16 protein-coding genes and 2 pseudogenes are annotated in these 16,025 nt (G+C 38.9%); 4 read left to right on the top strand and 14 right to left on the bottom strand.

What is annotated here, in order from left to right; all coding sequences use genetic code 11:
- Positions 1-205: 205 nt before the first annotated feature.
- The 10 genes and pseudogenes from H6G08_RS26300 to H6G08_RS26260 form a co-directional block, all read right to left on the bottom strand.
- Entirely contained in the window at positions 206-1,066 is an 861-nt protein-coding gene (locus H6G08_RS26300; protein ID WP_190548414.1) for a DUF4231 domain-containing protein, read from the bottom strand.
- A gap of 192 nt (positions 1,067-1,258) precedes the next feature.
- Positions 1,259-1,396 carry a hydrogenase maturation protease gene (locus tag H6G08_RS38555; protein ID WP_313942801.1) on the bottom strand — a complete coding sequence of 46 codons (138 nt, stop codon included), beginning with the start codon at positions 1,394-1,396 and terminating at the stop codon, positions 1,259-1,261.
- Positions 1,397-1,472: 76 nt separating this feature from the next.
- The gene (locus tag H6G08_RS26290) at positions 1,473-1,676 is read right to left on the bottom strand and encodes a DUF2281 domain-containing protein (protein WP_190548412.1); all 204 of its coding nucleotides are present in this window, start codon (positions 1,674-1,676) and stop codon (positions 1,473-1,475) included.
- A 285-nt stretch (positions 1,677-1,961) separates the two neighbouring features.
- Positions 1,962-2,075: pseudogene (locus H6G08_RS38850) on the bottom strand (hypothetical protein); the annotation flags it as partial.
- Positions 2,076-2,198: 123 nt separating this feature from the next.
- Positions 2,199-2,744, bottom strand: coding sequence for an NADH-quinone oxidoreductase subunit B family protein (locus H6G08_RS26285; protein WP_190548497.1), 546 nt, complete (start codon positions 2,742-2,744; stop codon positions 2,199-2,201).
- A 235-nt stretch (positions 2,745-2,979) separates the two neighbouring features.
- Positions 2,980-3,264: pseudogene (locus H6G08_RS26280) on the bottom strand (2Fe-2S iron-sulfur cluster-binding protein); the annotation flags it as partial.
- A 373-nt stretch (positions 3,265-3,637) separates the two neighbouring features.
- Entirely contained in the window at positions 3,638-4,483 is an 846-nt protein-coding gene (locus H6G08_RS26275; protein ID WP_199322754.1) for a DUF6920 family protein, read from the bottom strand.
- Between the two features lie 145 nt (positions 4,484-4,628).
- Positions 4,629-6,215, bottom strand: a complete 1,587-nt coding sequence (locus H6G08_RS26270) for a GMC oxidoreductase (protein WP_190548410.1) — start codon at positions 6,213-6,215, stop codon at positions 4,629-4,631.
- Between the two features lie 31 nt (positions 6,216-6,246).
- Positions 6,247-7,236: an aldo/keto reductase gene (locus tag H6G08_RS26265; protein ID WP_190548408.1), complete on the bottom strand. Its 990-nt coding sequence runs from the start codon at positions 7,234-7,236 to the stop codon at positions 6,247-6,249.
- A 661-nt stretch (positions 7,237-7,897) separates the two neighbouring features.
- A complete protein-coding gene (locus H6G08_RS26260; protein ID WP_190548406.1) occupies positions 7,898-8,044 on the bottom strand; it encodes a hypothetical protein in 147 nt (48 codons plus the stop codon).
- Between the two features lie 287 nt (positions 8,045-8,331).
- Between H6G08_RS26260 and H6G08_RS26255 the strand changes: the two genes are divergently transcribed.
- The 3 genes from H6G08_RS26255 (at position 8,332) to H6G08_RS26245 (ending at position 9,354) form a co-directional block, all read left to right on the top strand.
- The gene (locus H6G08_RS26255) at positions 8,332-8,508 is read left to right on the top strand and encodes a hypothetical protein (RefSeq protein WP_190548404.1); all 177 of its coding nucleotides are present in this window, start codon (positions 8,332-8,334) and stop codon (positions 8,506-8,508) included.
- A gap of 56 nt (positions 8,509-8,564) precedes the next feature.
- Positions 8,565-8,744 (top strand): hypothetical protein, encoded by a 180-nt coding sequence (locus tag H6G08_RS26250; RefSeq protein WP_190548402.1) that lies wholly within the window; start codon positions 8,565-8,567, stop codon positions 8,742-8,744.
- Between the two features lie 202 nt (positions 8,745-8,946).
- The gene (locus tag H6G08_RS26245; RefSeq protein ID WP_190548401.1) at positions 8,947-9,354 is read left to right on the top strand and encodes a protein tyrosine phosphatase family protein; all 408 of its coding nucleotides are present in this window, start codon (positions 8,947-8,949) and stop codon (positions 9,352-9,354) included.
- 384 nt (positions 9,355-9,738) lie between these two features.
- On the opposite strand, the gene H6G08_RS26240 is transcribed toward H6G08_RS26245, so the two are convergent.
- Positions 9,739-10,254, bottom strand: a complete 516-nt coding sequence (locus tag H6G08_RS26240) for a hypothetical protein (RefSeq protein WP_190548399.1) — start codon at positions 10,252-10,254, stop codon at positions 9,739-9,741.
- A 540-nt stretch (positions 10,255-10,794) separates the two neighbouring features.
- Here H6G08_RS26240 and H6G08_RS26235 point away from each other — a divergent pair.
- A complete protein-coding gene (locus tag H6G08_RS26235; RefSeq protein WP_190548397.1) occupies positions 10,795-11,268 on the top strand; it encodes a hypothetical protein in 474 nt (157 codons plus the stop codon).
- 340 nt (positions 11,269-11,608) lie between these two features.
- On the opposite strand, the gene H6G08_RS26230 is transcribed toward H6G08_RS26235, so the two are convergent.
- The 3 genes from H6G08_RS26230 to H6G08_RS37730 form a co-directional block, all read right to left on the bottom strand.
- Positions 11,609-12,682, bottom strand: coding sequence for an ATP-dependent 6-phosphofructokinase (locus H6G08_RS26230; protein ID WP_190548395.1), 1,074 nt, complete (start codon positions 12,680-12,682; stop codon positions 11,609-11,611).
- A gap of 10 nt (positions 12,683-12,692) precedes the next feature.
- The gene (locus H6G08_RS26225) at positions 12,693-12,887 is read right to left on the bottom strand and encodes a DUF2949 domain-containing protein (RefSeq protein ID WP_190548393.1); all 195 of its coding nucleotides are present in this window, start codon (positions 12,885-12,887) and stop codon (positions 12,693-12,695) included.
- Between the two features lie 1,209 nt (positions 12,888-14,096).
- Positions 14,097-15,830, bottom strand: a complete 1,734-nt coding sequence (locus tag H6G08_RS37730) for an ATP-binding protein (protein WP_190548391.1) — start codon at positions 15,828-15,830, stop codon at positions 14,097-14,099.
- Positions 15,831-16,025 lie beyond the last annotated feature (195 nt).

The following is a 16,025-nucleotide window of genomic DNA, read 5'->3' as shown; positions in this document are numbered from 1 at the left end:
CCGGGGCTGTTAACTGTTGACTGTCAACGGTTAACAGCCAACAGCGCTCATGATAGATTGTGCAACTTAAAAGCAGAATAGAGTAATAGCCGATTAATTTATAGCTTTTCCTAAGCTAGTGAGCTACACTCAAATCTTTTTACACAAGGTTATTAGCTTTGAAAATGTAGTTCACCCGATTGGGAACTGCTATAGCTCGCTTTGCCTAATTTTTAGCTTCTTGATTTTGTTCATTGGCTGGGGGAGCTTCTTTTTTATCTGAGGATTGTTCGCTGGCTTGTTGTAATTGCTGCAAATGAATATTATTTACTTGCACAACAAAATTTTCGATGATTTGGTTAGCTGTTTGCAACTGTTCTGCTTCAGTAGCGGAATTACTGTAACGATAAAGCGGAGTAATTCCCAAAATAAACTTTTCTTGTTCAGCCTCTAATAACTCTACAGCTGTGTTTGCTGCTACCCAATTTTTTTGAAAAGGAAAAGATGTGACAATACTAGCAACGATGGATGCGATCGCGGGACAAATCACAGGTAACCACTTTAACCAAGGTTGTCCAGTTTCTAATTTGTCTACCAAAACTAAGATTGGTGTGACGCCAGATAAAATTACGGTGGAAATTTGCAAAACGTAATACAGATTTCTCGCCAGATTCCGCGTCCGCTTGTAATCGTCAATCAAATCTTGGCAATATTGTAAAGCCTTTTGTCTAGCTGGTGTGATTGTATTTGCATACCATGAACTATCATTTGCTAGTTGATAGCTGTAAAGTTCGGCTCTTTTATTGATATCAGACTGTTTGACAGCTTGTTGCGAAGCTTGCAGTACTTCTTTGTTGATTAAGTAGAAAAAAATTGCAACAGTTAGTGCGATTACTCCAATAATTACAGCTTGTTGATTATCGCGAAAAAACAGAAACACGATACTCGAACCAACTAAGGAAGTGAGTAAAAAATACTCAACTACTTTGAAGGGATATAAGTTTTTTGGACTAATTGAAGAGGCCAGAGTTTCCGGGTTAGAATAGACTGCCTTATCGTTAGGATTGGGAATTTCTGAAGAAGTCATTGGTTGATACTCATTAAGTTACTATAGCACAAAGTACAAGTATCGTATATTACTTGTACTTTCCCAAATCTCAGTATATAAAATCAACTCTTTGATCGTCCAAGATTTTTAGATTTTTTTATGGGTTGGGCGAAAATCGCCATTGCGCTTTAATGCGTAAAATTGTCAATTGGTTGCTATTAACAGCTGATGTTATGGCTGAAGGCTGATAATTTGGGCGATTTTCTCCAGCGCGTTCCCCGCAGGGGTTGCCGTAGGCATCGCAATTCCTGGTTGTACAGTTGCTGAGAAGCGATCGCCTATGGCAAAATTTTCTCCGGGGACAATCACCCACCAAGCGGTTGGACAATTACCGTAAAGAATTTGTGTCAGGGCTAACAGCGATCATGGATCGGCTATATGTCCGCTATTGAGAACTATCTGCTAATGCTGCTTCTGGTTGATTTAAGGTATTGGAACTTGCTGTTTCCAGATTAATTTGTGGAGTTTGTGTATTTTCTTTAACTGCTAATTGCTTGTTTTTTAAAAAACGGAGAAAATCAAGAATTTGTTCTAGAAGCGATTCGGAAGATGATTCAATTTCTTGGAGCAGGATTTCTTTGATAGTCATAGAAACATTTTTGACTTTATCGGTTAAGGACAAATAGCTTTATCTTTTTTATTTAGGGCTTATGCGATAACTCTCCCAAACCCTCTTTACTTCGTGTTCTTTGCGACTTCGCGGTTCGTTTTTTCATGATTTTGCGTAAGTCCTATTATTATAAAAATATAATATAAACTATCTCAATAAATTTATTTTCTCAGTATGTGTTGTGCTGAAATTTTAATCAACTATCAAGATTAACTTTAAAATTAAGGCTTGTAGGCAATTATAAACTTAATTTCAGCGCTAATCCTTAAATCCGCGAAATTCACTTACATGAAACCGCGCATCGCTCACTTGCCAATTATCATCCAAATAAATCGAGATTTTGGCATGTCATTCAATCCGCGTCACAGTGTCAATAATGTTTTATGCCATATTTATTGATTAAATATTTCTATTTCAAAATCCAAAAATAACAGCCAAAAACTAACACAAATTCTTCAGATTAATTGCATCCCTGATACATGACAAATGACTATTACTAAATTACCCAAATTTAAGAAAATATCGCCCTTTTAATTGCGGTTTTTTACCTGTTAACATTGGTTCTAATACAGCACGAATTCGCATTGCTGAAGGCGGACAACCGAGTAAATAAATATCAACTGGTACGACTTGATGCACTGGCTGGACTCGATTTAATAATCGTGGGACAATACCTGGTGCTTGGGGAATTTTATCGTAGATATCAGCAGCGTCAATATAGCAACGTTGCAGTACAGATTCAGCATTACCTAAAGGATTACGTAATGCAGTAACATTACCTGTAACAGCACAGTCACCAAAGGAAACTAAAATTTGCGATCGCTCTCTTACCATGCGTACTATTTTTATATGTTCTTCGTTAGCGATCGCACCTTCAACTAATACCACATCTACCCCTTGGGGATATTCTTTAATATCAGCTAAGGGAGTGTAAACTATATCTACTTGCTGTGCTAAATTACTCAGCCATTCATCTAAATCGAGAAAAGACATGTGACAGCCAGAACACCCACCTAGCCACACCGTTGCTAATTTCAAACGAGACATCATAATTCCTCATTTGTTAGTTGTCAGTTGTCAGTTATTAGACGCGATTAATCACGTCTTTATGATTGTCAGTTTTTAAGCGTCAACACTTTGACAAGCTTAATAGCCACAGTCAACAGTCAACAGTCAACTATCTCCCGTCTCTAAAAATTTCATTGCTTTTTCTCGCGCGCATTGACGAGAAAATCAAGTTTTTAGCGATCGTGTTTCATTTCACCGACGGTTGAACCTTGTCTTCTGCAAATAGCATTTCGACAATTGTCCGCCGATATTTTTGCAAGCGATCGCTATCGGTTCTTATTTCAATTCCTTCTCCTACTTTAGTCACACAAGCAGGTAGAAGTTTATTAGTGCCACCAATTTCTACTAAGCAAAGACGACAAGCGCCAACATCTGATACTCCGTTTAAATGACACAGGGTATGTATGTTAATACCCGCCTCTGTTACCGCTTCAAGAATAGTTTCCTCTTCCCTAGCGCTAATGAGTTGGTCATTAATTATTAGAGTTTTGACAGACATGGCTTCCAACCTTAATCTGAACTCGTCTTTAGCTTCTGGAATACCCTCTTTATTTATAAACTAAAACTTTGAGAAACTTGTGAAGACGAAAAGTGATTAATTTTCGTAAATTTATTCAAATCGTTGATTTAACGGACAAAAAGCTTAATTTTAGTCGGAAATAATCTAATTTAAACTTTATAATTTAATTTTAATAGTTGTGAAATTAAGAAACGATTGCGAAACTTTAATTCACCAAAGGCGGCGGAAAGCCTGTGCCTTCAAGGGGTAGCGAGGTTGCTCCCCCCCGCCGCGTTCTTGGTCAGTGGCCAGTGGTAAAGAAAACAACTGACTACTGACGCGAAATCCCGCCCCTTCTAGGGGTGGGATGAGCTTAACAAAACTCAGCTTGCTCGATGGTGGCACAGAAAAACTCAGAGTAACGATTGGTATCAAACCACCAGCCCACACTCATTTGATAGGGAATTGTCCAGCCACCAAATGTTTTTTCAGCGGCGATTTCTCCTCCAAAAGGTATGTAATCAAAGTCACCATTTTCTGTGTATTCTCCCCAGCGTAGCAAAGATAATTTCAATAGTTTACCCGCAGCGTCTATCGTCATTGTCAGGGTGATAGGTTCGCCATCCATTTTCAGATTAGCTTGGATAGTATTGTCATCAATTGCTTGCCAAGTTACACCATTTTGCGGTAGTAAAGCTGAAGGTAACCAAATTAATTCAGCCACGAATCGCCCAATACTAGAGCGATTAATATCAGCATTGTGGGCGTTAACGATGGGAATTAACCCCCAAAGAAAAAAGCGCATTCGTCCCGATTGATTTGCATAGTAATCAGCACCCGCAAATGTGAATAAACCTCTCCCGATAATTGGTTTCCAGACAAATCCTTGGAGTAAAGCGATGATTTCTGTAGCTTGCATCGGTATCCAGGGTTTATCCTGTGCCATTCTAAAAATACCGCTCATTTTTAAGCTGACAGCAGTAGCTAGGAGAGTTCCTGGTGCGATCGCATGGAGAAAGTAACGCTGTACTGGTGCGGGTAAATTTGCAACCATATCCGCAGTAAACCGATTTTCGCTGGAAATGACTAAGAGCGATCGCCAAATTTGCTCAATTTCGCGATCGGCTTTGATGCGGATAGCGATCGCAATGAATATACAAATGCTGAGTATCGCCAGCAAACTAACTGCAATTAAATGAAAGATATAGTTAATTGTCATATTGCCTCCAATACAAAGGCAATTTCATACTAAACCGTAAATTTGAGGAACTTGTGAGGATTTTATCTCAAAAATTAGGTGCATTACACAGTAGCTAACGCACCTATAAAATACCAAATGACAAATGACAAATGACCATTAACCCTTACTTACCGTAAAATCGCTTAATATGATCGGCAAGTCTAACTGCTAACGCCACAACTGTGAGAGTAGGATTTGCATAACTAGAAGTTGTAAACACAGAACTACTAGCAATATATAAATTACTCACATCATGGACTTTGCAATTTGCATCTACAACACCAGTTTGTGGCGTGCTTGACATTCTCGTCGTCCCTAAATGATGTCCTGCTTGTGGCGGTGGTGATGTGATAATTCCAGGGAGAACCTTTCCTGAACCAGTATTTTCTAACGTTTGTTTGAGAATTTCCACTGATTTCTCTACGCTGAAAATATCCAATTCGCTACAACGCCAATCAACTTTGAGTTGATTAATTCCAAAAATATCCTTGCTTTCGCTTAAACTTACAAGACTATTGGGGTTTGGTATCTGCTCGCTATCGATGCGGAATGTATACAGCTTAGATTTATTTTCTATAATTACAGAAGGTAATTTCTTTTGGCTCAAAATTCTTTGAGTAATCCATTTATAAGAAAAACCTAGCATTCCTTGTGGGTCAAAAATAATATTTTTCAGATGCTCTGATAAATCTTGAGAGATTTTTTGTTTTTTGATCAGAGATTTAGTTAAATAAGTCGCCGAAAGTATGCCACTTTGATGGCTAGGATCTCTAAAGTTGGGACGCTCAACAAAAAAACGTTGATTTAATAGTCCATATTCTTGGCGTTTCTCTTCCCGAATAGCAATTGAATGTTGATAATAAAGCCCATCTGGAAAGCGTTGATAATCCCAGATAACTGGTACTTTTTCTGCAAACTGAATTTTGATATAGCTATTGATATGTCCCATATAATATCGCCCTAAATGATTAAAGCGATTGCCAAGGCCTTGTTTATGCACATCATTAGATACTAGTAATAATCGAGTAACTTCTAGCCCTCCAGTTGCTAGCACATATTGTTTTGCCCGTACCCGAAACTTATTTTTTCTTAAGGAAGCAACATCTAAATAATCAACGCTGTTACCTGTGGCGTCAGTAGCAATTTTCAGACAATTTGCATTTAACAGCAAAGTGATATTCGGCGCATTTTTTAAAACATTTAAGTAGCGCTTACCAAAATTTGTCGGGGGACTAAATAAATATATTTGCTCAGTTGAAATATCGGCTGAGTTTAAACCAGCAACTATTGATTTTGCCCCATCAACAGTATAATTGTAAGCTCCTAATTCACAATATTTATGTGCCAGTTCATAATAAGGATCTAAATCCTTTTTTGTAATCGGCCAACCACTGTAAGGGACATGACATTTGTATTCAAAATCAGATGCATCAAATGGTACAGATCTCCCGCCCCAAACTGTTGTTGCTCCTCCTAACTGTCGCCGGCGATTTTCTTCTAAAGAACTATGAGTAGAGAGATCTACTTCTCCTTGATTTAAAATATCAAGATTTGCATTGTATTTAATTCCTCCACTTTCTAGTAACAGAACTTTTACATCTTGGTTCAGAAATTCCTGAGCTAAGGTGATACCTGCAGCACCAGCACCAACAATGCAGATATCACAATCCAGAGTTTCATTCTCTGTAATACTACGTGCATCAATAATCATTATTTGATTAACCTCAATCGAGATGAACTAGCTACAATCTCAATACCAAAGCAGCTATTTCTTCTTGAGTCAGAATTGGTGAAGAAAAAGCCGCTAAATTGTTTGCTAAATGTTGACGATTTCGAGTACCAACAACAACTACAGACACGGGTGCAAATTGTAAAACAAATTGAATCGCAATTTGAGCGATCGCCTCGTTTCCTTTTTGCTTAACCAGTTCTTGCAGTTGTTGGACAGTATGATGCACCTTGATATCTTCAGTGACTTCCGGAAATAATTCGGGGTTTTGGATTATCTTAAACAGTTTCCCGGAAGCAAAAGCTTGTCTTGCAATTATCCCTACATTATCTTTTTCGAGCAAAGGGAATACTTTATCAACAGCACTTTGATTGAGTAAATTAATTTCTATTTGTAGCGACGAACACCCAGGATAATTTAAACAAACTAAAGCATCTTCTACATTTTTGCAAGCGATACCATAGTAGCGAATTTTACCTTGATATTTGAGTTTTTCTAATGTCTCAAATACCTCACCCTCTCTAATCACCGATAGGGGAGGTTCGTGTAATTGAAAAATATCTAAGTAATCAGTCTGCAATCTTTTTAAACTCGCTTCTACAGCACCGATCAGGTATGTAGCAGAAAAATCCTGTTTTAATTGAGCAGATCTAGCTTGTAAAAGTGGCTGTTTTATGGGTTTGACTAAACGGACAATTGGCTTGAGAAAAGGTTTAAATTTTGCAATGATATTACCAGTATTTGATAAACAAAATCCGGCTTTGCTGGCATAAATTACTCGATCTCGTTTATTTTTAAAAGTTTTACCTACCAGCCTTTCGCTTTCTCCCTGACCATAAATATCTGCAATATCGTAAAAATTAATCCCGCTATCAAGAGACTTTGACAAAGTTCTGATAATTTCCTGAGGACTTTGTTGATTAATCATTGAGCCAAAGTGCGACCCTCCGATTCCCATTTCCGAAACTACAAGGTCGGTAGAGCCAAAGTTTCTATATTTCATAATAATTCGTCATCTTCAGTGAAGATTTTGAGCAAATTTTTCATATTTAACTTATATAATTAGCTAGGTATCTTGCCCATCCTACAAAAGTTAGATAATGTTCGCTAAGGTAAAAATTAGAGAACTTTATCTTTTTTTTCAGCATTTTTGATAGTGCTATACAGAGTCTAATCTTTAACTTATTTCACAACTATAGTTATCCTAGTTCAGTGGTGAAAAATAGCAGTTTTGACTGTTGACATTCAATAGTCAACAGTTAACAAATCTACATGTTAAAATTTCACAAATAATTTGAGATTGCTATAGGAATTAGCTATAAGCGATCGCAAAATTTTGTGTTTCTGGATATAGATAATTTGGTCTAAGCACTAACGAAAAAACTAAGATTTTTGAGTTAGATGGAGGTAGATGGATTGTAGCTAAACAATTATGGCTATTAATTAGCCGTTAGTGATGCCGACTAGATTATTGACTGATTTGTTCCACTGATAACAAAAATATTTACGAAGAATCTCAATGATTTTTTATTCTTGATAAAGAAAATATATCAAATAGTAATCACGATAATTTGGCATTTTTAATTCCTAATTATCTATGATGATTGAACTTTTTACGTATCTACTTAAGCTATAACGAAAAAATTATAACACAAAGCGTTTGATTATGGCATGAGAAAGCTCAGATGTTCTCCATCCTGTGCGCGTAACTCATTCACTGTTCCTTGAAGCTTGAGTTCACCTTTCTCTAGGAGAATTACCCAATCTGCCCGTTCAATCACTCTGGGACGATGGCTGATGATAATCGTCATTTTACCCTGACGGGAGAATAGTAATTTATTTTTGAATTGTTTGTCCCCCTTGTCTGCCTGGTCTCCCTTCGCTAATTCTTTTTTTCCCTCACAACTTCCTCAAATTTTTACCTTAACTTGAAATTACAGGCAACATCAGGTGACTACCAAAAACCGCAAGGGATCGTACATCGTTGTATTGCTGATGAGGTTGGTTAACCTGTGCTAGCAGCAAAAATTACAATTTGGCAGTTAGTAAAGGTTTGCTGATTGCAAAAGAATTGTTACAGAATGTGCAGGAGCTAACTATGAAAACCCAACATTATTCTGATTTTCAACCCAATGAAGTCCTCATCAGTTTGGTACTACTCCTGCTCATGTTCCTGCTAGGAACTGTTTGGTGGAATGGTGTAAGTAGAAAACCAGAACATTTTACACCGCGTACTGTTCCTTTTGAAATAGCCCTATATCAGATGTTTGCTTAGTTTTTTACTAAGTCTAATTGCCTAGAAACTTTTCAAAGATTAAGGAGATAAATATTATGTCTACCATCACTAAAATTCGGCAAGCTATCCAAGCAATTGGTGACTTTTTTCAACAAATAATCCAATTTATTTCCATTGCTGCCACTAGAGCTTTTAGCCCTAGTGATGATAATTACCCAGCCACAGGACTACAACCATACGATGGCGATCCTGCTGTCAAAAGCAAAGATTATTAAATTTTAGTGGCTGAATTGAGAATAATGTTATGTATTTAATAAATAAACTTCATCATCAAGTTTACTAATTAACAGTAATTGTGAGAAAAATGATGATGTAATTGTGTTTATACAAGGTAAAATATCTTGATTAATTACAGTTTATTTATCGAACATAACATTAATTCTTTAATTCATTGCTCACCACAGGGAGGAGGGAGGGATGAATACAATTAAAAAAATTAACGATGAATTGGCGATCGCAGGACAAATTGCCCCTGACGAGTTAAAAAGCTTGGCCCAACAGGGATATAAGTCTGTCTTGAACTTGCGATCGCCTGACGAACAAGGTTTTCAAGATGGCGAGCAACTTTATACTCAGTTGCTAGGATTGCACTACGCAAATTTACCTACAAGATGCACAGAAATTAATCCCCAAATTGCGCTCAAAGTTCTGCAAAAAATAGCTGAAATGCCTAAACCAGCATTGATTCATTGTGATAGTGCCGCAAGAGCGATCGCAATGGTTTTAATGTATATTTCTACTAAGCAAGGCATTTCTTTAGAAGCAGCATTTAAGCAAGCAGAAAATTTCGGTTTAATAGAAGATGTGATGAGTGTGAAAACGTGAATCGCTATGTATGAAAGGACAAGGGAAGGGAAGGGGGACAAACAATTCAAAATTCTCTCTTGGAAAGTTCTAATTTTCTACCGCTTCCTTAGCACCTTGGCATTGGTTGATTGTCCTCGCTTGTGCGGCAATCCTTTTGGGAGTAGAAGAACTCCGCAAAGCCTGGGTGCGTCACATTGCAAAGCGGCGAATTTAAATTTTTGATTTTTTGAATCGATATTATACAAATTCTTTAAAATTCAGCAACAGATGCAAATTTGGGAATCCTTGTGATCCCAATTTAAATAATATTTGCGGCACATCAATATAGCATAGAGGGCATGGCATTGCCATGCCCCTAGCATCTGGCTTTCTTAATTTTGAATTTTGAATTTTGAATTGTTATTATGCCCCTGTCGGTTCTGTATAACCTTGAATATTTTCCGGTTCAAATTGACGCAACACGCGCGTAGCTTGGCGCGTTAATTCTGCCGTACCCTTAACCACAATCAAATATTTACCTGCATTCAAACGATTACGATAAGGTAGAGCATCGCCGCTACCTTCAGTTAAACCGACAGTACCACCAACAAAATAAGCCCCTAAAACGCCAGCAATAGCGCCGAAAAGCCCACCCATAATGTGATTACCAAAAGCATTAAATTCCGGAAATATTTCAATTTCTGTTAATAAATTAAACGTATAACCGGCGAGAAATCCTAAAGGTATAAGCCAATAAACTAGGCGTTTTGCCCCTTTAATAGCTTGTTTTTCTGGTTGAATTAAGCCATATTCATCAGCACTTTTATAACCATTTCCCAAAATATCAATTTGGTTATTTGGTAAGCCTTCCTTTTCTAAAGCTGAATAAGCCGCTTCCGCTTGCATTCTATCTGGTAAAACTGCCACAACATAATTCATAAGTCACCTCAATTTATTGCTGCATGAAAATCGATTGAGGGTTGTAGAAGTAGCATAATCAAGCCTACTAATACAAATGATAGGCTTACCCAAAAGAAAACTAGATTCGATCGCATGTTAATTTCCGATTTAATTATAACCTGGGCAATCAAAAACTGCCAATTCACTTTTTAGGCAACTTAAAATCACCTTATTTATTGCAGAGTAAACAATATCAGCTATCGAAACCTCTGCCTAAAGGCTCAATAATTTCTCTTCTCTCTGCGTCCTACCCTGGGGAAAGATTTTTGAACAAATACGTAGGGTGTGTTGTCGCGCAGCGCAACGCACCAAAGCCCAGAATACTTTGCTGAGTTGCGAAAATATTTTTAATGAACCGCCTTCTCTGCGAGAGGCTTCCGCCAACGCGCAGCGTCTCGCAGAGAAGACGCCAAGAACGCCAAGAGTAAAAGAGGAAAACTGAGAGTTTGGAAAATTTATAAATGATTTAGTATTGCTATATAATTAATTAGAATTAATTAATTTGGAGTTTAATTAATTGTGTGGTTTTGGGAAGTAGATTCAATTGAATACGAAATATTTAAACAATACGAGAGAGCATTAGTAGCAATTGGCGTTAATTTTGCCTTAGAAGAAGTTCAAGATGCCCTAGAAAATTGTTATGCTAACTTAGAAAATTCCTTTAGACGCACAATCGAATATGTCCTGTGGTTGCAGGAAAACCAAAGAGAAATCTTTCCCAATGCAATTTTAATTCGCGCCTTACAAGAACAATGGCAACCTATAGCTTGGCGTGATGAATATTTAGAACTTCCTATGCTGCAATCTCCAGGACAAAGGTGGTGGAATGCGGCTGCAAAAATGTGGGGCGACGAGTTACGAAATCGCCTAGTAGCTGATGTATTTTATGATAACGGACAAGAATTTATTAAATTCACCAACGGCAAAGAATTAGTAGTTGAAACTGCATGGCGTTGGGAATGGGAACGAGTTCTCAAATATGCCAATAAGTAAGTCTGCGCAATTAAAGATGACTAGCGAGGACTGTCATTTGTCATTTGTCATTTGTCATTGGTAAAAGTTTAAATATTTTCTAGGTTTCGTAAGATAATTATGTTTATTTCCACCTACTTACTTAGTTCTACCAATTCTCTGTAAACTGGCACTGAATACTTGCTTCTTTTCTCTTGGCGTACTTGGCGTACTTGGCGGTTCATCAAATAAATATTAACTGCATCATAGCGAATTATTATTAATCACTAATTCATATGACTTACGCACAAAACCTCTTATTCCTCTGCGTCCTCTGTGTCCTCTGCGGTTTATTTTTCCTTTACCCTTATTAAGTCCTAAATTATTTCTGTAAATTCCCCACATATATCCCAAGCGATCGCGCTGTTTCTACGAGATAATTATGAGGATCTACCAATGACGGACTTTTCGCTAAAACTGCTTCCAAAGGTAAAGCCACAACTTCGCCATTTTGCCAAGCTACCATCTCACCAGATTTACCGCTAGCAATTAAATCTACCGCAGCTTTGCCAAAAGCACTAGCTACCAACCTATCCAAAGCCGAAGGAATCCCACCCCGTTGAATATGTCCTAAAACCGCAGCGCGAATATCTATAGTTTCGTGACTACAATTGCGCAATTCATCAGCAATTAACTGTCCAATTCCGCAGGAAGGTTTGCTACAAGCTGCATAATTAAGCGAATCATCCGGAATATGCGCACCTTCCGCGACCACTACAATAGCAAATCTGCGTCCCCAGCGATCGCGCAATTCTTGTAAATGGGCGCAAATATCCTTAATTGTATAGGGAATTTCCGGGATTAAAATCACATCCGCACCGCCAGCAATCCCCGCATGTAGCGCCAAATGTCCCGCAGTGCGTCCCATCACTTCCACAATCATCACGCGATCGTGACTTGCCGCCGTAAATGTGAGACGATTAAGAGCATCCACCACCGTATTGACAGCCGTATCAAAACCTACCACTCGTTCCGTCAGCGCCACATCATTATCAATCGTCTTCGGAATCGCAATAAACTGCCAATTTCCCTGATGTTGCAATTGACTGAGGATACCTAAACTGCCATCGCCACCAATCCCTATCAAAGCATCCAGCTTTAAAGCTTGATACCCTGCCATAATTTCATCCACATGAGCCAGAGTATCACCCTTATTAATACTACCGAGAATCGTTCCGCCCATACTTAACAAAGGATCGATTCCCCGCAAATCTAACCCATGCAAAGTCAGAGGAACCGTAGTTTTTTCTTGCAAACCCTTCGTAGCATAAGAAATTCCCACCACTTCCCAGCCATAAGTCAGAGTTGCATGACTGACAACAGCGCGAATCACCGTATTCAGTCCCGGACAATCACCGCCACTGGTAAGAATTCCTACTCGTTTTTGTGTAGTCATAGCAAATTAGCTAAAACACTGCATTTAACCAATCAAAAATTTCATCTAGCTGGCTCAAACTCACCAGCCCATATTGCCAAAGAATCATCGGTAACAAGCTAGGATTAGAATCAGCACGGCGTAACGCTAATTGCAAACTATCAGCCGGAATTGCTAAATCTTCGTGCAAAAAACGGAGGAATTTCGCCAGTCTCTTGGTATCCATAGTAGTCACCCTGCCTTGGCTATAAAAAAGATTACGTGAAAAATCTGAGGAACTTGTGAAGACGCGATCGCGAGAATTACAGGCGATCATACCTTAAAGTTATAGAAATGCTCATTTAAAATTTTGGGCGTTGCTAAATATAGTCTTTCTCATTGCTTTATCCCGCAAGGAACTGAAGTTCCTTGCTCATAGTGAAAGTCATCTCAAGATGACTAAATTTCTTTGCAAAATCTTGAGTCTACTTTAGTAGGGGCGGGTTCACAGATATGCTCCAATAATTCATGACTATCTCGCTTAACCCGCCCCTACTTTGGCTATGAGCCTGAGAATTCATTCCAAGGCGGGTGACAAAGCTAAGACAGAGGCTATTTTTATACCAATTTAAATAGATTATGTAGCACATCAATATATTCTAGAGGGCATGGCAATGCCATGCCCCTACCATCCGTCGCATTGTTTCTTTAAATTGGTATGAGCTAGTGCGATCGCAAAAAACGAAAAAGCCTAGCTACCATACAGCTTGTTATCCAACATTGCACTTTTTAAGCAACTAATCAACCCAACAACTTGCGCAAAACACCAAAATGACTACGCGATTTACCGAAATGAGTCAGCAATAAGACTTTTTACCTGCGGAAAACACTAAAATGAGTGCGTGATTCACCGAAATGAGAAAGCAATAAAGCTTTTTGAGTAGTTGAAATGGCTTTTTGCTTGCGGAAAACACCAAAACCAGAAAGCAATAAGGCTTTTTGAGTAGATGAAATGGCTTTTTAAGTAAGTAAAATGGCTTTTTGCCTACTTAAAACATCTAAACGAGAAAGTAATCAGCCTTTTTGTTGACTCAAAATTTAAAAATGAGTCCCTAATTTAAAGAAATCATCAAGCTACGCCTACCACAAGCTACGCCTAAAAACTTTTTGCGTAACTAATCAATTAGCGCGTTACAAATTTATCCCAATCCGCATTCTAATAAGTAATTAAGATTTCTTAACGCGAAACCCTGTTACCGCAAGGAACTCATCTAGCTCCCATGCTCTGCGTGGGAGCGAAAATCTGTGGGCTGCTGCCTCAATTTATCAGCTTTCGAGGCAGAGCCTCGCAATACGCATTTCCAGCCGGAGGCTGGAAACGAGATAGATAAGTAATTAAGATTTCTGTAGGGGCGGGGTTTCCCCGCCCTTGTGCGGATTTCCTTATGTGGGTTTCTTACCCCCCCAACAAAGGATGATTTTGCACAACCCAACGGCGAAACAGTTCTACAATAATCCGCCAACGTCCCCCATTCTCCGTCACCACATCATGACGCATTAAAACACCAAGCGCCGCTTGTAACTCTTCCCTACCCAAAGCCGTAGACTCAGCTAAAGCATCTAAACTTAACCCTTCTGGGTGCGGTGCAAGTACCTGTATTATCGCCTGCTGACCACCCATCGCCTGACCCCAAACCCCATCAAAATAGTAGCGTCCCCGCTTAAAAAACTCAGTGTCATTAATAACTGCGGCGACATCTTCCACCGTAAACACCGGATTGCGAGAACGTCCTTGCTCAAACACAAAATCATTGTAGCCGCGCACTAGCTGGAATCCCAGCAATTGCACTAAATAAGGTTGACCAGATGTTAAAGCATAAATTTCAGCTAACGCTTCTGGGGTATAGTCAAGAAGAAAGTCTTCACCTGGGTTAGCGAGAATTTGCCTAGTAGCGGCACCCGTCAAAAATTTTACATGAATGGGAATGACACTAGCAAAGAAAGGCTGAAAATAATCTGCTGTCATTTCCTCCAAAGTGTGCAACCCAGCAAAAGCAAAAGCAACCTGAGAACTCATTTGCACCAACCCCCGCAGAAAACCCATAAAATCTTGGGGGATTCTTCCTAATTCAATTATTTCTTCAATTTTCTCGAACTCATCTAAAGCGATGATTAACCCACAATTAAGCTGTGCTTCTACCTGTTTCAAATAGCGTTCAAAAGTCCGGTAGGGAAGATTGAGCAAATCTGCATCAGCTGGCGGTGCAATATTAACAGCTTGGGAAATTTCATCAGTAATAGCCATTAGCACCTCGCCAACTCCTTGCGGACTATCTCCCAACCGCAACAGATTGACATAAATTAGCTGTATTCCTGACCCTAGAGAACTAGCGGCGTTAATTAAAATAGAAGTCTTACCCATACGCCTGTGACCGTAGAGAACTACAGACTGGAGTTGATGACCCATCACCCAAAGTTCTTCTAACCGTCTAATGATATCTTCACGCCCAACAAAGAGATTACCTTGAACCGGGTCACCTACTATATAAGGATTAACCACAGGCTTGGTGATGGTAACTTCCCCCACCTCACCAGCGATTTGTAACAAACTTTCTTTCCAAGTTTGGGCGATATCTACAATTAATCCACGTTCTGCTTGCGGCAAAATTTCGGCTTGATTTAGGATGTTAGTGAGTTCACCTAAAGCGCGATTGAGAGCCAAAGACTTAGCTGAACGAGATACGCTGCGATTAACAAACTGGACATCTTCAACAACTCGACGCAGGCTTGTAATTGTATTCCAGGTAACTGGACGTAAAAGGGGTTCTGGCGGGAAAGTAGGTAATTGCACAGCAGCAATAGAGACTGGTTCTATAGCTTCGTGAAGTGCTGCAAGAGTTTGAGCAAGAGTATACATTTCCTCGCCATAGAGAAGAGAACGCACTACAGCAAAAGCTTCTGTTGCTTTTACTGGTTCTTTTTCATGTAGATACCAAAAACCAGCAGCAGCAGCACGAGCAGGAGTATCTAAGCGAGTATCTGTAAGCAAACGAGTTTGCAATCTTTCCCGCCAAGATCGAAGGAATAAAAGAAAGGGAAAAAAACCATATATTGCTGTTGACTTGAGTTGTTCATCTAGAGAAGCTGAAGCAAAACCTACTAAATACCAATCAAAAGGAGCTTCAGCCAACCGAGAGACACGCCAAATTATTTGCTCTGATGGTGTTTTGGCAAGTACTTTATTAACTGCTTGTAAAACAGGAATAAATTGCAGAGTATAAGAGGGTGTTTGAAAAGTTTTTAGGGGTCAAATTTTATGCTAGCCGCCTCACCATAATACGGATCATAGCAAGGTAGATAAAGGTTTCTGAAGTTTCGGGTAATA

The organism is Calothrix anomala FACHB-343 (assembly GCF_014696435.1).
Classification (GTDB): Bacteria; Cyanobacteriota; Cyanobacteriia; order Cyanobacteriales; family Nostocaceae; genus Aulosira; species Aulosira anomala_A.
This window is presented reverse-complemented; position numbering and strand designations above follow the sequence as displayed.